At 66.5% G+C, this 17,490-nt stretch carries 17 protein-coding genes; 9 read left to right on the top strand and 8 right to left on the bottom strand.

The genetic code is table 11. The features are described from left to right. Positions 1-435 precede the first annotated feature (435 nt). The gene (locus tag AC1DN0_RS10935) at positions 436-1,311 is read left to right on the top strand and encodes a ferritin family protein (RefSeq protein ID WP_441633431.1); all 876 of its coding nucleotides are present in this window, start codon (positions 436-438) and stop codon (positions 1,309-1,311) included. 24 nt (positions 1,312-1,335) lie between these two features. Here AC1DN0_RS10935 and AC1DN0_RS10930 read toward each other — a convergent pair whose 3' ends face one another. Then, positions 1,336-2,325 carry a DMT family transporter gene (locus AC1DN0_RS10930; protein WP_441633429.1) on the bottom strand — a complete coding sequence of 330 codons (990 nt, stop codon included), beginning with the start codon at positions 2,323-2,325 and terminating at the stop codon, positions 1,336-1,338. Between the two features lie 253 nt (positions 2,326-2,578). Here AC1DN0_RS10930 and dapC point away from each other — a divergent pair, with 253 nt between their 5' ends. The 8 genes from dapC to AC1DN0_RS10890 all read left to right on the top strand — a co-directional run bounded on the left by dapC (position 2,579) and on the right by AC1DN0_RS10890 (position 9,875). After that, positions 2,579-3,796, top strand: coding sequence for a succinyldiaminopimelate transaminase (gene dapC, locus AC1DN0_RS10925; RefSeq protein WP_441633445.1), 1,218 nt, complete (start codon positions 2,579-2,581; stop codon positions 3,794-3,796). Positions 3,797-3,861: 65 nt separating this feature from the next. After that, positions 3,862-4,689 carry a 2,3,4,5-tetrahydropyridine-2,6-dicarboxylate N-succinyltransferase gene (dapD, locus tag AC1DN0_RS10920; RefSeq protein ID WP_441633427.1) on the top strand — a complete coding sequence of 276 codons (828 nt, stop codon included), beginning with the start codon at positions 3,862-3,864 and terminating at the stop codon, positions 4,687-4,689. Positions 4,690-4,862: 173 nt separating this feature from the next. Then, positions 4,863-5,222, top strand: coding sequence for a hypothetical protein (locus tag AC1DN0_RS10915; RefSeq protein ID WP_441633425.1), 360 nt, complete (start codon positions 4,863-4,865; stop codon positions 5,220-5,222). Positions 5,223-5,245: 23 nt separating this feature from the next. Further along, entirely contained in the window at positions 5,246-5,593 is a 348-nt protein-coding gene (locus AC1DN0_RS10910) for an ArsC family reductase (RefSeq protein WP_441633423.1), read from the top strand. A gap of 98 nt (positions 5,594-5,691) precedes the next feature. Further along, positions 5,692-6,843, top strand: a complete 1,152-nt coding sequence (dapE, locus tag AC1DN0_RS10905) for a succinyl-diaminopimelate desuccinylase (RefSeq protein ID WP_045241502.1) — start codon at positions 5,692-5,694, stop codon at positions 6,841-6,843. A 48-nt stretch (positions 6,844-6,891) separates the two neighbouring features. Then, positions 6,892-7,785: a 50S ribosomal protein L3 N(5)-glutamine methyltransferase gene (prmB, locus tag AC1DN0_RS10900; RefSeq protein ID WP_441633421.1), complete on the top strand. Its 894-nt coding sequence runs from the start codon at positions 6,892-6,894 to the stop codon at positions 7,783-7,785. Positions 7,786-8,110: 325 nt separating this feature from the next. Beyond that, positions 8,111-9,454, top strand: a complete 1,344-nt coding sequence (locus AC1DN0_RS10895; RefSeq protein WP_441633419.1) for an NHL repeat-containing protein — start codon at positions 8,111-8,113, stop codon at positions 9,452-9,454. Beyond that, complete coding sequence (locus AC1DN0_RS10890) at positions 9,402-9,875, top strand: hypothetical protein (RefSeq protein WP_441633417.1); 474 nt, start codon at positions 9,402-9,404, stop codon at positions 9,873-9,875. The genes AC1DN0_RS10895 and AC1DN0_RS10890 overlap by 53 nt, the downstream gene beginning before the upstream one ends. Here AC1DN0_RS10890 and AC1DN0_RS10885 read toward each other — a convergent pair. The 7 genes from AC1DN0_RS10885 to gsiB form a co-directional block, all read right to left on the bottom strand. Next, on the bottom strand, positions 9,794-10,873 hold the full coding sequence (locus AC1DN0_RS10885; protein ID WP_441633415.1) for a M14 family metallopeptidase: 1,080 nt from the start codon (positions 10,871-10,873) through the stop codon (positions 9,794-9,796). The two genes, AC1DN0_RS10890 and AC1DN0_RS10885, sit on opposite strands and share 82 nt — an antisense overlap. A 95-nt stretch (positions 10,874-10,968) precedes the next feature. Next, entirely contained in the window at positions 10,969-11,820 is an 852-nt protein-coding gene (locus tag AC1DN0_RS10880; RefSeq protein WP_441633413.1) for a hypothetical protein, read from the bottom strand. 169 nt (positions 11,821-11,989) lie between these two features. Further along, positions 11,990-12,802 (bottom strand): M55 family metallopeptidase, encoded by an 813-nt coding sequence (locus AC1DN0_RS10875; RefSeq protein ID WP_477145713.1) that lies wholly within the window; start codon positions 12,800-12,802, stop codon positions 11,990-11,992. 13 nt (positions 12,803-12,815) lie between these two features. Then, the gene (locus tag AC1DN0_RS10870; protein ID WP_441633409.1) at positions 12,816-13,883 is read right to left on the bottom strand and encodes a DmpA family aminopeptidase; all 1,068 of its coding nucleotides are present in this window, start codon (positions 13,881-13,883) and stop codon (positions 12,816-12,818) included. A gap of 13 nt (positions 13,884-13,896) precedes the next feature. Beyond that, on the bottom strand, positions 13,897-14,814 hold the full coding sequence (gene gsiD / locus AC1DN0_RS10865) for a glutathione ABC transporter permease GsiD (protein WP_477145712.1): 918 nt from the start codon (positions 14,812-14,814) through the stop codon (positions 13,897-13,899). 11 nt (positions 14,815-14,825) lie between these two features. Then, positions 14,826-15,746: a glutathione ABC transporter permease GsiC gene (gene gsiC, locus AC1DN0_RS10860; RefSeq protein WP_477145711.1), complete on the bottom strand. Its 921-nt coding sequence runs from the start codon at positions 15,744-15,746 to the stop codon at positions 14,826-14,828. Positions 15,747-15,905: 159 nt separating this feature from the next. Further along, entirely contained in the window at positions 15,906-17,453 is a 1,548-nt protein-coding gene (gsiB, locus tag AC1DN0_RS10855) for a glutathione ABC transporter substrate-binding protein GsiB (RefSeq protein ID WP_441633403.1), read from the bottom strand. Positions 17,454-17,490: the final 37 nt, after the last annotated feature.

The raw sequence follows: 17,490 nt of genomic DNA, 5'->3' as shown, positions 1-17,490 counted from the left end.
GGGGTATTTAGCGTAATGCAGCGTTCAGGAAGCCGGGCTCAACGAGAAGCCAGGCGACGCGTGCCGCTTGCGCCCCATGCCTGGCTCTTGTGCCCGATAGTTGGCGCTAATCATACCATCGTGCCTTCCGCGTCCGCGCGCTTTCCGGGCTAAGCGGAAGCCATTTCCCAATGGTGTTTGAGCCATTTCCGATRCACCTTGTACAGTCCCAGCCCCACACTCCGGGGTGACGTTTCGCATGCCAGGGAGCGCTTGTATTGCCGGAAACGACACTGCCTTGTGCACCCTGCGGGAAACTTCCGAGGGTTAATGCTAGTCTCTTCACTGTCAGCGTGATCTTTGATGCCCATTGCGCCCCTCATTCCGAGGCCAGTACGCCATCTCTCGCCGGTACAACGCGAAGCCTGCCTCGCTACTCTTCTGGGAGTGTCCAGCATGACCGCCTACACACCGGCGACATCACACGAAAGCTCGCCCGGCCAGGCTGCCGGTCCCACGGCAAAAGCGCTGCCCTGGTCTCTCAGCCAGATCGATTTCGGGGCGATCGACATCGCCCGGGTGCGGCCCGATCGGGAGTTGTTCTACCTGCTGGTGTCCGCCTCGTTCGTTGAGAGCGGCTCGGACACTTACGCCGGCAATCTGGCCGGCTATTACGCCGCCCATCCGGAGGCTTCCGGCTGGCTGTCCGAACACTGGGAGGCCGAGGAGCTGCAGCACGGCCTGGCCCTGCGGCGTTACGTGGAACATGTCTGGCCGGAGTTCGACTGGGAACGCGGTTACGCGCGGTTCTTCGAGGAATACCGCCACACCTGCTCGGTGGACAATTTTGAGACGTCAGAAGCACTTGAAATGGCCGCCCGATGCGTAGTCGAAACCGGCACCGCGGCGCTCTACCGCGCGCTGGAGCAAGCCAGCGACGAACCGGTGCTGCGCAGCCTGACGCGCCGCATCGCCAACGACGAAGTGCGCCACTACAAGCACTTCTACCGCTACTTCAACAGCTTCAACGCCGCGGAACGGCTCGGCCGCCTGCGCGTGCTGGGCGCGCTGGTGCGCCGCCTGCTGGAGATCAAGAACGAAGACGCGGAGATCGCACTGCGCAATGTGCTGCGCATCGAGCGCGGCACCGAGCATATTCCACAGAAGGACGTGCGCAAGCTCAATTCCAGGGTCAGCGCGGTAATCCGGCGCAACCTGCCGATCGAAATGACAGTCAAGATGCTGCTGCGCCCGCTGCACCTGCCCGCGGGCGTCGAACGCGCGATACGCAGGCCGCTGGTGGCGGTTGTCTCGCGGGCGATGCTTTACTAAGCCCTTACCAGGCCAGGCCGCTGGCTATTGCGGCTGCAGCGCCGGATCCCCGGCTCCACCCGCGCCGGCGGCGGCGCTGGCCCTGGCGCGGTGCACCAGCCCGGACAAGGCGCCGGCCGCCACGATGCACAGGCCACCGGCGGCCTCCTTCCAGCTCAGCGTCTCGGTCGCCAGCCACCACGACGACACCGCCGCGATCACGATCTCGAACAGCATCAGCAGGGATACCCGATTGGCCGGAAGGCGCTGCAACCCGTACTGGACCACCGAATTGCTCAGGACCAGGGTGGCGGCCAGGCCCAGCATCAGCGCCAGGCCGCCCCAGCCGATTGCCGGCGCCAAGGCGACGCCGCCCGGCTCCAGCCAGAGCGCGCAGGGCAAGCCGACCGCGGTGCAACCCAGGTAGACCATGACGGTGCGCAGGCGCGCATCCATTTCCGGGTAGAGCTGGCCGGCCCGGCGCGACAGCACATTGTTCACGGCGAATCCCATGCCGCCGATCAGGCCCGACCATTCGGCGGCATGCGTCGGCAGCGGCAGGCCGACTTCCGGCGTCCACAGCATCAGGCCCGCGCCAAACAGCGCCAGCGCCACCAGCAGCAAGCCGGCCGCGGACAGCTTCTCGCCAAGGAAGGCGCGGGCGAACAAGGCCGTCCACACCGGCGTCAGGTAGAACAGCAGCAAGACCCGCATCACGTGGCCGTTGACGCTGCCCCACACGAACCCGGCGTTGGTCACGCCGGCCGCCAGCCCGATGGCGACAAACAGCCACGACCAGCGCAGGCCGCCCAAGTGGCGCGCGAACGCGGCCAGTGCGATCAGCGCGGCCAGCGCGCTGACCAGCGCCGCCGCCGTCATGCCGCCCAGCCCCCAGCCTGCCAGCAGCCGGTACGGAAACCAGGCGATACCCCAGACCGAGGCACCCAGCAGGATGGATAAAGTGGATTTGAAGGCATGCGGCTCGGAACCGGCCGGGGCGCAGGAAGATGCAGGCGAAGCAGGCAGATTGCTCATAAAAGCGAGATAGGGCCGCCGGGTGGGCGGCCTGTTTGTATTCGGTATCGGAAAATCGTCCAGGGACACACGGGCGCCCCGTCCACCGGTAACCGGCATCGGGCCGGACGGGTGACTACAGGCGAGCGGGGCTTGCATCATGCCGCGCTGATGGATCCGGCGCGCCGCCAGGCCCTTGCGGGCGCGCGGGAAAGCCCGGCAATCCTTTATAATGACCGGCTTTGAGCTTGGCCCTACCGGCCTGAACCTGACCGTGAATCCCCGCCTCGACCTGCTCCAGCCCTATCCGTTCGAAAAACTGCGCGTGATGCTGGCTGACGTCAAACCGAACGGCGCGTTGCCCGCTATCAGCTTCGGCATTGGCGAACCCAAGCATCCCACGCCCGAATTCATCAAGACGGCGCTGTCGGAGTCACTTGCGGGACTGGCGAATTATCCCACAACGGCAGGTTCGGACGCACTACGACAGTGCATAGCCGCGTGGCTGCAGCGCCGCTACGGCCTGCCGGCGGTCAATGCCGCCACCCAGGTCCTGCCGGTGACCGGCTCGCGCGAGGCGCTGTTCGCCTTCGCCCAGACCGTGGTCGACGCCAGCCGGCCTGGCGCGCTGGTGCTCTGCCCCAACCCGTTCTACCAGATCTACGAAGGCGCGGCGCTGCTGGCCGGCGCCACCCCGGTGTTCGCCAACAGCGACCCGGCGCGCAATTTCGCCCCGGCCTTCGATCGCATCTCCGACGACACCTGGGCCAGGGTGCAACTGGTCTATGTGTGCTCCCCTGGCAACCCGACCGGCGCCGTGCTGTCGCTGGAAGACTGGCGCGAGCTGTTCGCGCTGTCCGACCGTCACGGCTTCGTGATCGCCTCGGACGAGTGCTACTCGGAAATCTATTTCAAGGAAGGCGAGCCGCCATTGGGCGCGCTGGAAGCGGCGCACAAGCTGGGCCGCGCCGAAGGCACCCATCCCTTCGAGCGGCTGGTGATGTTCTCCAGCCTGTCCAAGCGCTCCAATGTGCCCGGCCTGCGCTCGGGCTTCGTGGCGGGCGACGCCGCCCTGCTGAAGAAATTCCTGCTATACCGTACCTATCACGGCGGCGCCATGAACCCGGCGGTGCAGGCAGCCAGCGTGGCAGCCTGGAACGACGAGGCCCATGTGCGCGACAACCGCGCCGCCTATGTGCGCAAGTTCGCCGAAGTCACGCCGATGCTGGCCGAAGTGCTGGACGTGGCCCTGCCCGATGCCGGCTTCTACCTGTGGGCGGATGTTTCGCGCACGGGACTGACGGATACCGAATTCGCCGCCCGCCTGCTGGCCGAACAGAACGTCACCGTGCTGCCGGGCAGCTTCCTGGCGCGCGAGGCCGACGGCATCAACCCGGGCGCCAACCGCGTGCGCATGGCGCTGGTGGCCACGCCCGGGGAATGCCTGGAAGGCGCGCGCCGCATCGTCGCCTTCTGCAAGTCGCTGGGCTGAGCCCCGCGTGCAAGCCACACACTGAGTTTTGTTGTAGACAACGATCAACCACTGAAAACACGCATATGACGCAAGCACTGCAAGCCCTGATCGACCAGGCATGGGAAGACCGCGCAAGCCTCTCGCCCAAGTCCGCCCCCAACGACATCCGCGAAGCTGTCGCCAACGTGATCGGCCAGCTCGACACCGGCGCCCTGCGCGTGGCCGAGAAGCAAGGCAAGGAATGGATCGTCAACCAGTGGATCAAGAAGGCCGTGCTGCTGTCGTTCCGCCTGGAAGACAACGCGCCGATGTCCGCCGGCGGATTCGCCCAGTTCTACGACAAGGTGCCGACCAAGTTCGCCAACTGGACCGCTGACGATTTCGCCAAGGGCGGCTTCCGCGTGGTGCCCCCGGCCGTGGCCCGCCGTGGCTCGTTCATCGCCAGGAACGCCGTGCTGATGCCGTCGTACGTCAACATCGGCGCCTACGTCGATGAAGGCACCATGGTCGACACCTGGGCCACCGTCGGTTCCTGCGCCCAGATCGGCAAGAACGTCCACCTGTCCGGCGGCGTCGGCATCGGCGGCGTGCTCGAGCCGCTGCAGGCCAACCCGGTCATCATCGAAGACAACTGCTTCATCGGCGCGCGTTCGGAAGTGGTGGAAGGTGTGATCATCGAGGAAAACTCGGTGATCTCGATGGGCGTGTACCTCGGCCAGTCGACCAAGATCTATGACCGCGAAACCGGCGAGATCCACTACGGCCGCGTGCCGGCTGGCTCGGTGGTGGTGGCGGGCAACCTGCCGTCCAAGGACGGCAAGTACAGCCTGTACTGCGCCGTGATCGTCAAGAAGGTGGACGCGCAGACCCGCGCCAAGACCAGCCTGAACGACCTGCTGCGCGGCGACTGATTTCGCCGGCAGTAAAAGAGGGAGCAGACGCAAGCCGGAACCGCGCGCGTGCGCGGCCGGTCTGACCCGGAATGCCGGATCAGACTAGCACTCCCCTTCCCCCGCTTCCCAACGGTGCCCGTTCCACGGGCACCGCCGCCGGCATGAGCTGGCCCGCCCTTCGCAAGCGACTCATGGCCCTGGACCCGACCACCGTCACCACCGTTCTTTCGCTGTTGCCCACGATCCTCGAACAGGCCAACAAGACCATCGAGAAGCTCAAGAAAGGCAAGCGCAAGGATGGCGGCACCGACATGCCCGGCCCGGACTCGCGCGATGCGGCCGCCCGCATCGCCGACCTGGAAAACGCCGCCATGCAGCAGGCCGAGGCCGTCAAGCTGCTGGCCGAGCAACACGCCATCACCATCGAGGCCCTGCGCCGCGAGGCCGCGCGGCTGGACCGCCGGCTGCGCCTGATGACCGCGGTGGCCATGGCCGGTTTCGCGCTGGGCCTCGCCGGCCTGGTGGTCGCCCTCAACCTCTTGCTGCGCTAGCCCCGGCTGGCCCCGAATTCGCCATGACTGTCCTGCTATACGGCATTCCCAACTGCGATACCGTCAAGAAAGCCCGCACCTGGCTCGAAGCCAACGGCGTGGACTACACCTTCCACGACTTCAAGAAGCAAGGCGTGGACGAAGCCATGCTGCGGGGCTGGCTCGCGCATGTGCCGCTGGCGAGCCTGCTCAACCGCAAGGGCACGACCTGGCGCGCGCTGTCGGACGCCGACAAGGCCCGCGCCGAGCAGGAAGCCGGCGCGATTGCGCTGATGCAGCAAAGCCCTTCGCTGATCAAGCGTCCTGTGCTGGCCCACAAGGGCAGCGTCAGCGTGGGGTTTTCGCCGGATAATTACGCAAGCCTCTTTTAAGCCCGATGGCAGCGCCAGGACATGCGCGCTGCCAGGATGCAAGATTCGAACAATGCACCCCGCCGGATTCCGGCGCCACGTGCCTCCTCGCTGCCACCATGAACCCCACACTCGCCCTCACCGAAGACCTGATCCGCCGCCGCTCCGTCACGCCCGCCGATGAAGGCTGCCAGGCCGTGCTGGAGACACGCCTGAAGGCGCTCGGCTTTGCCTGCGAAGCCATCGTCAGCGGCCCGGACGATTTCCGCGTGACCAACCTGTGGGCCGTCAAGCGCGGCACGCGCGGGCAGGACGGCAAGCTGCTGGCCTTCGCCGGCCACACCGACGTGGTGCCCACCGGCCCGCTGGAGCAATGGGGCTCGGACCCCTTCCTGCCCTCCCACCGCGACGGCAAGCTGTACGGCCGCGGCGCCGCCGACATGAAGACCTCGATCGCGGGCTTCGTAGTGGCCGTGGAAGAATTCGTCAAGGCGCATCCGGATCACGCCGGCTCCATCGCGTTCCTGATCACCAGCGACGAGGAAGGCCCCGCGCACGACGGCACCGTCAAGGTGGTCGAAGCGCTGAAGGCGCGCGGCGAGCGGCTTGATTACTGCGTGATCGGCGAGCCCACCTCGGTCGACACGCTCGGCGACATGGTCAAGAACGGCCGCCGCGGCTCGCTCTCGGGCAAGCTCACCGTGAAGGGCGTGCAAGGCCATATCGCCTACCCGCACCTGGCGAAGAACCCCATCCATCTGGCCGCGCCCGCGCTGGCCGAACTGGTCGGCGAGCGCTGGGACGAGGGCAATGAGTACTTCCCGCCGACCACCTGGCAGATGTCGAATATCCACGCTGGCACCGGCGCCACCAACGTGATTCCCGGCCACGTCACCATCGACTTCAACTTCCGCTTTTCCACCGCCAGCACGCCCGAGGGCCTGAAGGCGCGCGTGCATGCGATCCTGGACCGCCACCAGCTCGAATACGACCTGGCCTGGACCCTGGGTGGCGAGCCCTTCCTGACCGCGCGCGGCGATCTCTCCGATGCGCTGGCCGGTGCCATCGCGGCGGAAACGGGCGTCAAGACCGAACTGTCCACCACCGGCGGCACCTCGGATGGCCGCTTTATCGCCAAGATCTGCCCGCAGGTGATCGAGTTCGGGCCACCCAATGCAAGCATCCACAAGATCGACGAGCACGTGGAAGTGCGCTTTATCGAACCCCTGAAGAACATCTACCGCGGCGTGCTGGAACGTCTGATCGCCTGACCGCCTGATCACGTTATTGCCCGAACACCCGGATACAAGAAAGAACCCATGGCCACACCCTCCCCCCTGCGCACTGTGCGCGACCTGCTGCGCCTGGCGGTCTCGCGCTTCACCCAAGCCAAGCTGTCTTTTGGCCACGGCAGCGCCAACGCCTACGACGAAGCCGCCTACCTGGTCCTGCACACGCTGCACCTGCCGCTGGACACGCTCGACCCCTTCCTCGACGCGCGCCTGCTGCCCGAGGAAGTCGAGGCCGTGCTGAACGTCATCGAGCGCCGCGTCACCGAACGCGTGCCCGCGGCCTACATTACCAACGAGGCCTTCATGCATGGCCTGCGCTTCTACGTGGATGCGCGCGTGATCGTGCCGCGCAGCTTCATTGGTGAACTGCTGCAGGAAGGACTGGAACCCTGGGTGGGCGACAGCGCCGAAATTGGCCCTGTGCTGGAACTGTGCACCGGTTCCGGCTGCCTGCCCATCATCGCCGCGCATGTCTGGCCGAAGGCCCGCATCGATGCGGTCGACATCTCGCCGGACGCGCTGGCTGTGGCTCGCCGCAATGTGGCGGACTACAAGATGGAAGACCGCATCAGCCTGTATGAGGGCGACCTGTACGCACCGCTGCCCGCGGGCGCCAAATACGATGTGATTCTCACCAACCCGCCCTACGTCAACGAAACCTCCATGCAAGCGCTGCCGGCCGAATACCAGGCCGAGCCGCGCATCGCGCTGGCTGGTGGCGACGACGGCATGGACGTGGTCCGCCGCATCATCGCCGGCGCCAAGGCGCACCTGAACCCCGGCGGGGCGCTGGTGGTGGAGATTGGCAACGAGCATGCCAACGTGGAAGCGGCATTCCCCGACCTGGAGATCGTCTGGCTGCCGGTCAGCGCCGGCGAGGAGCAGGTGTTCCTGCTGACCTATGAAGCGCTGCCTGGTTGAAGGCTTGCTCAAGACACGGCCGCGGATTCCTGCGGTCTTTTTCTTCCCGGCACCAGCGGCGCTGCCGTTTTCGACGGCTCCGCGCGGTTTTGACTGATCAAGCCGGCGGAGGCGACAACCAGCCTGACATGGTGGGGCGGTGTCAGTTTTTGTCAGTTTTGCTGTGATGCATTTGGATAGGATCGCTGTCGTTATCGACACCTGATTCCTATCCGCCATGCGTCATAAAGCCCATCGCACCCGTTGCGAGACCAACCCCGAAGTCCCGCGACACCAGCAAGCCCTTTCTCCCGCATACAGCAAACTGGCGCTCCCGTCCTGCCTGATGTTGACGCTTGCCCTGCTGGCCGGCTGCGGCGGGGATGGTTCCTCCACAACCGCCAGCCCGTCTTCCACTGGTCCGACTAGTCCCGCTCCCACGCCGCAACCGACCTACTCCATCGGCGGCAGCGTCTCCGGCCTGGCCGACGGGACCCCGATCACGCTGCTCGACAATGGCAGCGATGCGCTGATGGTGAAAGCCAGCGGCCCCTTTACCTTTGCCACGCCGATCGCCTTTAACGCCAGCTATGCGGTGACGCTGGGCACCCAGCCGCTGTGGCATTTCTGCGCCGTCGGCAATGGCAGCGGCACGGCCACGGCCAATGTGACCAACGTGGCCATCGCCTGCCCGCAGGCGCTGGCGCAAGTCACCACCGTGGCGGGCACCACCACCCCAGGCTCGGCCAACGGCGTCGGCTCCGCCGCGTCGTTCGACTTCCCGTTCGGCGCGGCGGTGGACGCCAGCGGCTACCTCTATGTGGCCGATAGAAGCAACAACATGATCCGCAAGATCTCGCCCGCGGGCGTGGTCACCACCCTGGCCGGCTCCGGCGCCACAGGCAGCGCCGACGGCACCGGCTCCGCCGCGTCGTTCAACACCCCGGTCGGCATGGCAGTGGACGGCAATGGCAACGTGTACGTGGCCGAGACGGTAGGCAACGTGGTCCGCAAGATCTCGCCCGCGGGCGTGGTCACCACCCTGGCCGGTTCCGGCGCGTCAGGCTACGCCGACGGCACCGGCTCCGCCGCGTCGTTCCACACCCCGGCCGGCCTGGCGGTGGATGCCGCTGGCAACCTCTATTTGGCCGATTCAGGCAACCACATGATCCGCAGGATCTCGCCCGCTGGCGTGGTCACCACCCTGGCCGGCTCCGCCGCATCAGGCCACGCCGACGGCACCGGCTCCGCCGCGTCGTTCAAAAATCCGGCTGCCGTGGCGGTGGACGCGGGCGGCAACCTTTACGTGGCCGATATGGGCAACCATATGATCCGCAAAGTCTCGCCCGCTGGCGCCGTCACCACCCTGGCCGGCTCCACCGCCTCGGGCTTCGCCGACGGCACCGGCTCCGCCGCGTCGTTCAACGGTCCTTACGGCATCGCGGTTGACGCCATCGGCCACGTCTACGTGGCCGATACGTTCAACAGCGCAATCCGCAGGATCTCGCCCGCCGGCGTGGTCACCACCCTGGCCGGATCCCCCACCTCGGGCCAGGCCGATGGCACCGGCTCCGCCGCGTCGTTCAGGAACCCGACCGCCGTCGCGGTCGACGCTGGCGGCAGCGTCTATGTGAGCGATGCGAACAACAACATGGTCCGCAAGATCACGCCAGTCCGCGCGCCACAGTGACCGCATCGCACGCGTGACCACACGATCCGCTGGATCACTCCCGCTGACGTGGTCACCACCCTGGCTCGGCTCCGGCACCGGAGGCCGAGCCGATGGCGCCGGGCCGGCCGCATCGTTCAGGAGCCCGCCTGGCATAGCGGTGGACACCGGCGGCAACCTTTACGTGGCCGATACGGGCAACTATATGAGCGCAAGATCGCGCAGGTTCAACTGCCCCGGTAACCGGCGTTACGTCTGGCCTTTTTCGGATTCCTACAGGCTCGCCGAAAGAGTCCTTGGCAGGGATCAGCGACCGGCAGCCGCCGCGCCGTATGGCAAGGCGGTTCCGCGGCCACCCCCTCACCACCCCGCCAATCCCTTCAGCACGGCCTCCCTGACCTGCTCCACGACGCTCTCGCGCCAGTCATCGGTATCCCCGTAGAAGGCATGCCACATCGCCTGCCGGATCAGGTTCCGCTGGCCTTCGTCCGCCTCCGGATGCAGGTGCAGCCAATGATCGCCACGTAATGCCTCCAGGACCTCGGTGACAGGCAAGGTGCCGAACTCAAGTGCGATGCCGTTGTACGCCAGCGTCGGCAACGTCTCCGGCGCGGCCATCCAGGCCATGCCGTTGAGATTGGCCGATGCCGACGAGCCGTCGTAGATCGAAGTGACATTGCTGCCCCAGATGGCGCGCGCCTCGCCGATTTCCTCTTCGCGGTCCGGACCCATATAGATAGGCTCGCCGTAGCCCCAAGGCCCCAGACCGGTATGCAGGTCGATCCAGCGCAAGGCTTCGCGCCCGGCACCGAAGCGCGCCAGGATGCGGCGCAGCGTGTAGTTGCTCCACGTTGCCTTGTTGCCGCCGAAGAACAGCCCTTCGGGCGCCTGATACTGGCCGGCGCTCACCGCCGCCTGGTACCAGGACAAGCCCTTCTCGGCCACGGTCTTCATCAGCGCCGCCTGGGCGGCCTCGGAAGGCGGCCACTGCTCGGGCAACAGCATGGGCGCCACTTCGGCGTATGGCGCGTTCTCCGGCAACGGCCTGGTGAAATCCATGAAATTGCGGTTGAGGTCGACATTGTCCTCATTGACGCGCCGCATATGCGAGAAGCCGTAGGGATTGACCGCATGCACCATCAGCAGCGCCACGCCGGCATCGGCGCACGCCTGCAGCAACGCGGCGTCGCCCAGCATGGCGACCTGCGCCCCTGAACCGCAGAAACCCTCCACGCCATGCATGCCCGAAGTCACCATCAGGAAGCGCCTGGCCTCGGCGTCGCCGACCCAGGCCACATCCATGGCGAGTTCCTCGCCGGCACTGCCGCGCTTGGTGGGATGGGGAAAATCGGTCAGCGTGGCGCCGGCGGCATGGGCAGCATCGCGGAATTTCTGCCTGGCTTCGGCATAGCTGCGGGAAAAGCTGGTGTGCAGGGACATGACAGCAGATTTCGCGCTTGGCGAGGAGTGAGGGTGCCGCTATTAAACGCCAACTTGCCTGCCAATGCCATCCGAAGCCACCCGAAGCCGGCCAGCTAGCCCTTGGCGCCCCTGGCGCCCCTGACACTCTTGACACCCTTGGCATCCTTAATGCCTTTAGCGTCGTCGGGATCCGCCTGCGGGGCCTCGCGAAGCAACAGGGAGCGAAACGCATGTGGATGCATCTGGATGCCCGCGGCAGCGATCTGTGCGGCGGACAGCACCAAGTGCCGCGCCAGCCAGTCATGGATGCTGCGCAGGAACCTGCGCTGTTCCAGCCGGTTGGATTCCCTGATCACGCGCTCCAGCTTGACGTGGGCGGTGTAGACATCGAGCAGGTTGATGCTCTTGAGCTTGGGTGGAGTGGCCGCGCTGCGCTCGATGGCGAGGATGCGCCTGACCTGGGCATCCGGCAGTTCGCCGCTTTGCAGATAGGCCTGGTAGACCTCTTCCAGCGCCGGAAACCGCACGGTCGGCTGTACGCGGGGGACACCGGCCACCTTCTCCATGCGCAGGACCAGGTAGCGGATGGCGGCCGCGCGACGCAGCGCGGCATCGCCAGCCTTGCCGCCACGTCCGCCGCCGGCAACGGCCCGCGCGCGCACCACGGCGGGGGTAGGCGCCTCGAATTCCTCGTTGTCCGCGGCAGTGGGCTCGGGCACGGGCTGGCCTGCATCCCGCTCCGTGTAGTCGGGAACCAGGTCGAGCAAGCCCGGTTCGGCCAGCACGGCACGCGCGCAGGCTTCGCCGAAGGGGTGCTCGTGGCCCTGCGCGTCACGCAGGATATAGGCCTGCCCGTTGCCGAAGCCGTGATGCCGGCCACGGCCGACATGCTGCCGGCAGCGCGTGCCGGGTTCGACGAAATCCTTGCATACGGGCGTCCAGCTCCCGTCGTTGACTGCGATCATGAATCTGCGTGTGCCTGCGGTTGCCCGCGCTTGCCGGTCCGGGCCGGCGCGCTGCGTGGTGGATGCTACGCGATGCTGCGGGATGCTGCGAACGGCCCGCCACCCGCGGCGCGCCACCCGCTATTGTCCACCATCGCGCCAGCGCCGGCCATGCAGGCTGGCCAATGCCCTACTTCAGCATGAACGACATCGCCGACAGGCAGTTCAGCATGCGCACGGCCGCCTGCACCGAGGCAGCCTCGAACACCAGCGTGACACCGTCCATGCGCTCCAGCGTTGGCCACTGGCAAAACAGGTCGGCGAACGCCGGGCTCTGGGTCTGCAGGCGGCAACGGATCGGGCCTTCGATCTTCAGGGGGCGCYCGTCCGCATTGCGCACCGCCAGTTCGGCGGCCGCCGCGATGGCCTCGCGCGAGGCGGCAGGCGACAGCGTGGTGCCGCTGCCGTTGCCGCCGGCTTCCTTGGTCTGCACATAGCGCACCCACGGCATCAGCGGGCGGGTTTCATCCACGAAGACATCGTCGCCGCTGGCCATCAGCACCGGCACGCCGAATTCGCCCGCCAGCGCGCCGTACAGGCCGGCCTCGCCCAGTTCCTGCCCGTTGAGCCAGATACGGGCGAACGCGCCGCTGTTGATGGTGTGCGCCAGGATGCCGCGGCTCTGCGCGCGGCCGTGGTAGCCGATCATGAAGACGCCGTCGCAGTCCTGCACGCCGGCCATCATGCCCAGGTAGCGCGGCTTGCCCAACACCAGCCGCGCGCGCGGGTCGAGCTGGTCGGGGAGCAGGTTGCGAAAGCCACCGTGCGAATCGTTGACCAGCACATCGCTCGCACCGCCCGCGAAGGCGCCCTGGACGGCGGCATTGGCCTCTGCCGTCATCCAGGCGCGGGCGCGTTCGTACTCGCCGTTGCCGGCACGCGTCTGCTCGGGATGGAAAACCCCGGCTACGCCTTCGATGTCGGTGGAAATCAGGATCTTCATAGCTTGTGGAGATTCAGTTCGTCGGTGCCGCGCGCTGCAGCCATTGCGGCAGCCCGGGCATCAGTTCGCGCAACGCGACACGCTGGTGTCCATCACGGCCATGCACGGTTTCCGCCTGCCACAGCGCATGCAGGATGGCCTGCTCGACGCTGTCGGCGGCGGCATGGAACAGCGCGTCGAGCCCGGTTTCATGCAGCATGGCCAGCGCCGGCATGGGCGTGCCGGCTTGCTGGGGCACGGTGTAGGCGGTGGAAAAAGCGAGCGCGATGTCGCCCGAGCCGTGGCCGAATACCGAGCCGGTACGCGCCAGGCCCGCGCCCGCGCGTAGCGAAAGGCGGCGCAACTGGCGGGCGTCGAGCGGCGCGTCGGTGGCCAGGATCATGATGATCGAGCCCTTCTCCGGCCCGGACTCCGCCGGCGCTTGCGTATGCGCCTGGAGCCGTTCGGCCAGCACGCCGCCAAGGCGCGCGCCGGCCACGGTGAAATTGGGCAAGGTGCCGAAGTTCGCCTGCACCAGCACGCCCACATGGTATTCGCCCACCTGGCGGGACGCGGAGCCGATGCCGCCTTTCAGCCCGAACGACGACATGCCACGCCCTGCCCCGACAGCGCCCTGCGCGAAATCCACGCTGGCCGCGGCGCAAGCCTGCGCATAGTGCGCCTCCTGCACAGCCATGGCCTGTATGTCGTTCAGGTAGCCGTCGTTGCACTCGAACACCAGCGGGTTGACCGTGGGCCAGGCGCGGCCGATCTCCGGGTTGGCCGCGATCGCCTGCCGGATCTGCGCCTGCGACAGCGCGCCCACGGCAAAGGTGTTGCTCAGCGCGATGGGCGTCTCCAGCACGCCGAGCTCTTCCACCTGCACCAGGCCCACGCTCTTGCCGAAGCCATTGAGCACGGTCGCGGCGGCCGGCACCTTGTCGGTAAACAAGTTGCCGCTATGCGGCAGCACCACCGTCACGCCGGTCTGGCAGGCGCCGTCGGCCAGCGTGCATTGGCCCACCGTCACCCCCGGCACGTCGGTGATGCTGTTGCGCGCGCCGGCTGGCAACGCGCCGATATGCGGCATGCATGCGGACATCTGCGTGCGTTCCTTAGCGCCGGTCGATCTTCGGATCCAGCGCGTCGCGCAGCCCGTCGCCCAGCAGGTTGAACGCCAGCACGGTCAGGAAAATGGCAAGGCTGGGGAAGATCGYCACGTGCGGCGCGGTCACCATGTCGGCGCGGGCTTCGTTGAGCATCGCGCCCCACTCCGGCGTGGGCGGCTGCGCGCCGAGCCCGAGGAAAGACAGGCTGGCCGCGGTGATGATCGAGGTGCCGATACGCATCGAGAAATACACCACGATGGACGAGATGGTGCCCGGCAGGATGTGCCGCATCAGGATGGTGAAGTCGGAYGCGCCGATGCTGCGCGCGGCTTCCACATAGGTCAGGCGCTTGAGCATCAGCGTATTGCCGCGCACCAGGCGGGCAAAGGCCGGGATGCTGAACACCGCCACCGCGAAGATCACGTTGGTCATGCCGTTGCCGAGGATGGCGACGATGCCGATCGCCAGCAGGATGCCGGGGAAAGCGAACAGGACGTCGGAGATGCGCATCACGATGCGGTCCCACCAACCCTCGTAGTAACCGGCCAGCAAACCCAGCACGGTACCGACGATGGCGCCGATGATGACCGAGAAGAAGCCGGCCGCCAGCGAGATGCGGGCGCCGGCCAGGATGCGGCTGAAAATATCGCGTCCGAGCGAATCGACGCCGAACCAATGCGCGGCGGAGGGGCCGGCATTGAGCGCGTCATAGTCGAAGAAATTCTCCGGGTCGTAAGGCACCAGGTGCGGCGCGAGGACCGCCACCGCCACCAGCAGCAGCACGAACACGCCGGCGCCGAGCGCCAGGTGCTGCTTGCGGAATTTGCGCCAGAACTCGGTCCAGGGCGTACGCACGGCTTCTTGCGTGGCGGCTGCGGCCGGGATGGCGGTGTCGCCGTTGGCGGGCGTGGAAAGCTGGGTCATGCCGGCCTCACTTACTTGTAACGAATGGCGGGGTTGATGACGGTGTACAACACGTCGACCACCAGGTTGATCAGGATGAACTCGAGCGAGAACAGCAGCACYTCSGCCTGGATGACCGGGTAGTCGCGCATCTCSACCGMGTCSACCAGCAGGCGTCCGAGGCCAGGCCAGTTGAACACCTTCTCCACCACGATCGAGCCGCCCAGCAGGAAGCCGAACTGCAGGCCCATCATGGTGACCACCGGAATCATGGCGTTGCGCAGGCAGTGCTTGGCCACCACCAGGAACTCGCCCACGCCCTTGGCCCGCGCGGTGCGCACGAAATCCTCGTTCAGCACTTCGACGAAGGAGGCGCGGGTGAAGCGGGCCATCACGGCGGCCACCGCGGCGCCCAGCGTGATGGACGGCAAGATGTAGTGCTTCCAGGTATCGGCGCCGATCGACGGCAGCCAGCCCAGTTGCACCGAGAACACTTCCATCAGCAGCATGCCGAGCGCGAAGGCGGGAAAGGAAATGCCCGACACCGCCAGCGTCATGCCGAAACGGTCGGGCCAGCGATTGCGCCAGACCGCCGAACTGATCCCGATCACCATGCCGAAGATTACTGCCCACACCATCGAGGCCAGCGTCAGGTACAGCGTCGGCTTGAAGCGGTCGCCGATTTCCTCGCTGACCGGGCGCTTGGTGCGCAGCGAATTGCCGAACTCCCAGCGCAGCGCGTTCGAGAAGAAGTTCACGAACTGCTCGGGCAGCGGCTTGTCCAGGCCGAGATCGCGGCGTACCAGTTCCACCGTGGTCTGGTCAGCCTCGGGGCCGGCCGCGAGCCGGGCGGGATCGCCCGGCAACAGGTGGACGAACAGGAACACCAGCACTGCCACGATCAGCAATGTGGGGATCACGCCCAGGAATCGTTTAAGAAAGTAGTTCAGCATGAAGCACCGGATGATTAGAGACCGCGGGCCGCCCGCCCTGCCCCCGCATCTGTGGGCAGGCGGCCGTGCACGGCTTACTGCGCTGTACCGCCAAGCGATGGCTGAGAGCGTGGCGCCTGCTTGTGGGACGCGCCACGCGTCGTGCCGATACGCTTACTCTTACTGCTTGATATCGATCTCGTCGAAGCTGAACGAACCGTCGGGCATCACGTAGGCGCCGGTCAGGCGCTTGGCGCGCGCGAACAGCACCTTCTCGGTCACCAGGAAGGCCCAGGGCGCATCCTTCCAGATGTGTTCCTGCGCATCCTTGTACAGGCGGGCCTTCTCGCCGCGGTCGGTGGTGCGCAGCGCGCCGGCGATGTCGGCGTCGACCTGGTCGTTCTTGTAGTAGGCGGTGTTCAGCAGCTTGGGCGGCATCGACTCGGAAGCCAGCAGCGGGCGCAGCGCCCAGTCCGACTCGCCGGTCGACGACGACCAACCCACGTAGTACATGCGCACGCCGGCGTCTTCCGGCTTCTGCACGCTCTCCACCTTCTCCACGCGCTGGCCGGCTTCGAGCGCCTGCACCTGCGCCTTGATGCCGACCTGCTGCAACTGCTGCTGCACGAACTGGATCACCTTCTGCGCGGTGGTGTGGTTGTAGGCGGACCACAGCGTGGTCTCGAAGCCGTTCGGGTAGCCGGCTTCCTTCAGCAGCGCGCGCGCCTTGGCCGGGTCATACGGCCACGGGCCCAGCTTCTCGGCATAGTCCACGCCCGCGGGCACCACGCCATCGGACGGCGTGGCGTAGCCGGCAAACGCGACCTTGGCCAGCGCTTCCTTGTTGATGGCGTAATTGATGGCCTGGCGCACCTTCGGGTCGTTGAACGGCTTGACCATGGTGTTCATGGTCAGGTAGCGCTGGATGATCGACGGCGAGGCGATCAGGTCTACCTTGGCGCTGCCCTTGAGCACGGCCGCCTGCTCGAACGGAATGCTGAAGGCGAAGTCCGCTTCGCCGGTCTGCATGATGGCGGCGCGGGTGTTGTTGTCCACCACCGGCTTCCAGGTGATGGTGTCGATCTTGGGATAGCCGGTCTTCCAGAAGCCGGCGAACTTCTTGCCCTTCAGGTGATCGGGCTGCTTCCACTCGACGAACTCGAACGGGCCGGTGCCGACCGGGTGGAAGGCGATGTCCTTGCCGTACTTCTGCAGCGCGGCGGGCGAGATCATCACGGCGGACGGGTGGGCCAGCACGTTGATGAACGGCGAGAACGGCTCCTTCAGCGTGACCTTGACGGTGTTGGCGTCGACCACGTCGGTCTTGGCCACGCGGTTGAACAGCGTGTAGCGCTTGAGCTTGTTGGCCGGGTTGGTGACGCGGTCGAAGTTGGCCTTGACTGCGGCGGCATCGAAGGTGGTGCCGTCGTGGAACTTGACGTTCTTCTTCAGCTTGATGGTGTACGTCAGGCCGTCCTTGCTGGCTTCATAGCTCTCGGCCAGCACGTTGATCAGCTTCATGTCCTTGTCGAAGCCGAACAGGCCCTGGTAGAAGGACTTGGCGGCGGCTTGCGACAGCGTGTCGTTGGCGTCGTACGGGTCGAGCGTGGTGAAGGTGGAATACACCGCCATCACGGCATCCTTGGCGGCAAAGGCGGGACCTGCGCCTAGCGCGGCCAGGGCCAGGCCACCGGCGATCAGCTTCGAAGGGACCAAACGGGACATCATCGATTCTCCTTGGGAAATTCTTCGGTTCATGCTTAGG

The organism is Cupriavidus sp. 05N39 (genome assembly GCF_056397325.1).
The sequence above is the reverse complement of the archived record's forward strand: the minus strand, read 5'-3'. Positions and strand labels throughout refer to the sequence as shown.

Excerpts from the sequence above, each read along its gene's own strand:
- AC1DN0_RS10935 (WP_441633431.1), top strand. The coding sequence starts at position 436 with ATGACCGCCTACACACCGGCGACATCACACGAAAGCTCGCCCGGCCAG.
- AC1DN0_RS10930 (WP_441633429.1), bottom strand. The coding sequence starts at position 2,325 with ATGAGCAATCTGCCTGCTTCGCCTGCATCTTCCTGCGCCCCGGCCGGT.
- dapD (WP_441633427.1), top strand. The coding sequence starts at position 3,862 with ATGACGCAAGCACTGCAAGCCCTGATCGACCAGGCATGGGAAGACCGC.
- AC1DN0_RS10915 (WP_441633425.1), top strand. The coding sequence starts at position 4,863 with ATGGCCCTGGACCCGACCACCGTCACCACCGTTCTTTCGCTGTTGCCC.
- AC1DN0_RS10910 (WP_441633423.1), top strand. The coding sequence starts at position 5,246 with ATGACTGTCCTGCTATACGGCATTCCCAACTGCGATACCGTCAAGAAA.
- dapE (WP_045241502.1), top strand. The coding sequence starts at position 5,692 with ATGAACCCCACACTCGCCCTCACCGAAGACCTGATCCGCCGCCGCTCC.
- prmB (WP_441633421.1), top strand. The coding sequence starts at position 6,892 with ATGGCCACACCCTCCCCCCTGCGCACTGTGCGCGACCTGCTGCGCCTG.
- AC1DN0_RS10895 (WP_441633419.1), top strand. The coding sequence starts at position 8,111 with ATGTTGACGCTTGCCCTGCTGGCCGGCTGCGGCGGGGATGGTTCCTCC.
- AC1DN0_RS10890 (WP_441633417.1), top strand. The coding sequence starts at position 9,402 with ATGCGAACAACAACATGGTCCGCAAGATCACGCCAGTCCGCGCGCCAC.
- AC1DN0_RS10885 (WP_441633415.1), bottom strand. The coding sequence starts at position 10,873 with ATGTCCCTGCACACCAGCTTTTCCCGCAGCTATGCCGAAGCCAGGCAG.
- AC1DN0_RS10880 (WP_441633413.1), bottom strand. The coding sequence starts at position 11,820 with ATGATCGCAGTCAACGACGGGAGCTGGACGCCCGTATGCAAGGATTTC.
- AC1DN0_RS10870 (WP_441633409.1), bottom strand. The coding sequence starts at position 13,883 with ATGTCCGCATGCATGCCGCATATCGGCGCGTTGCCAGCCGGCGCGCGC.
- gsiB (WP_441633403.1), bottom strand. The coding sequence starts at position 17,453 with ATGATGTCCCGTTTGGTCCCTTCGAAGCTGATCGCCGGTGGCCTGGCC.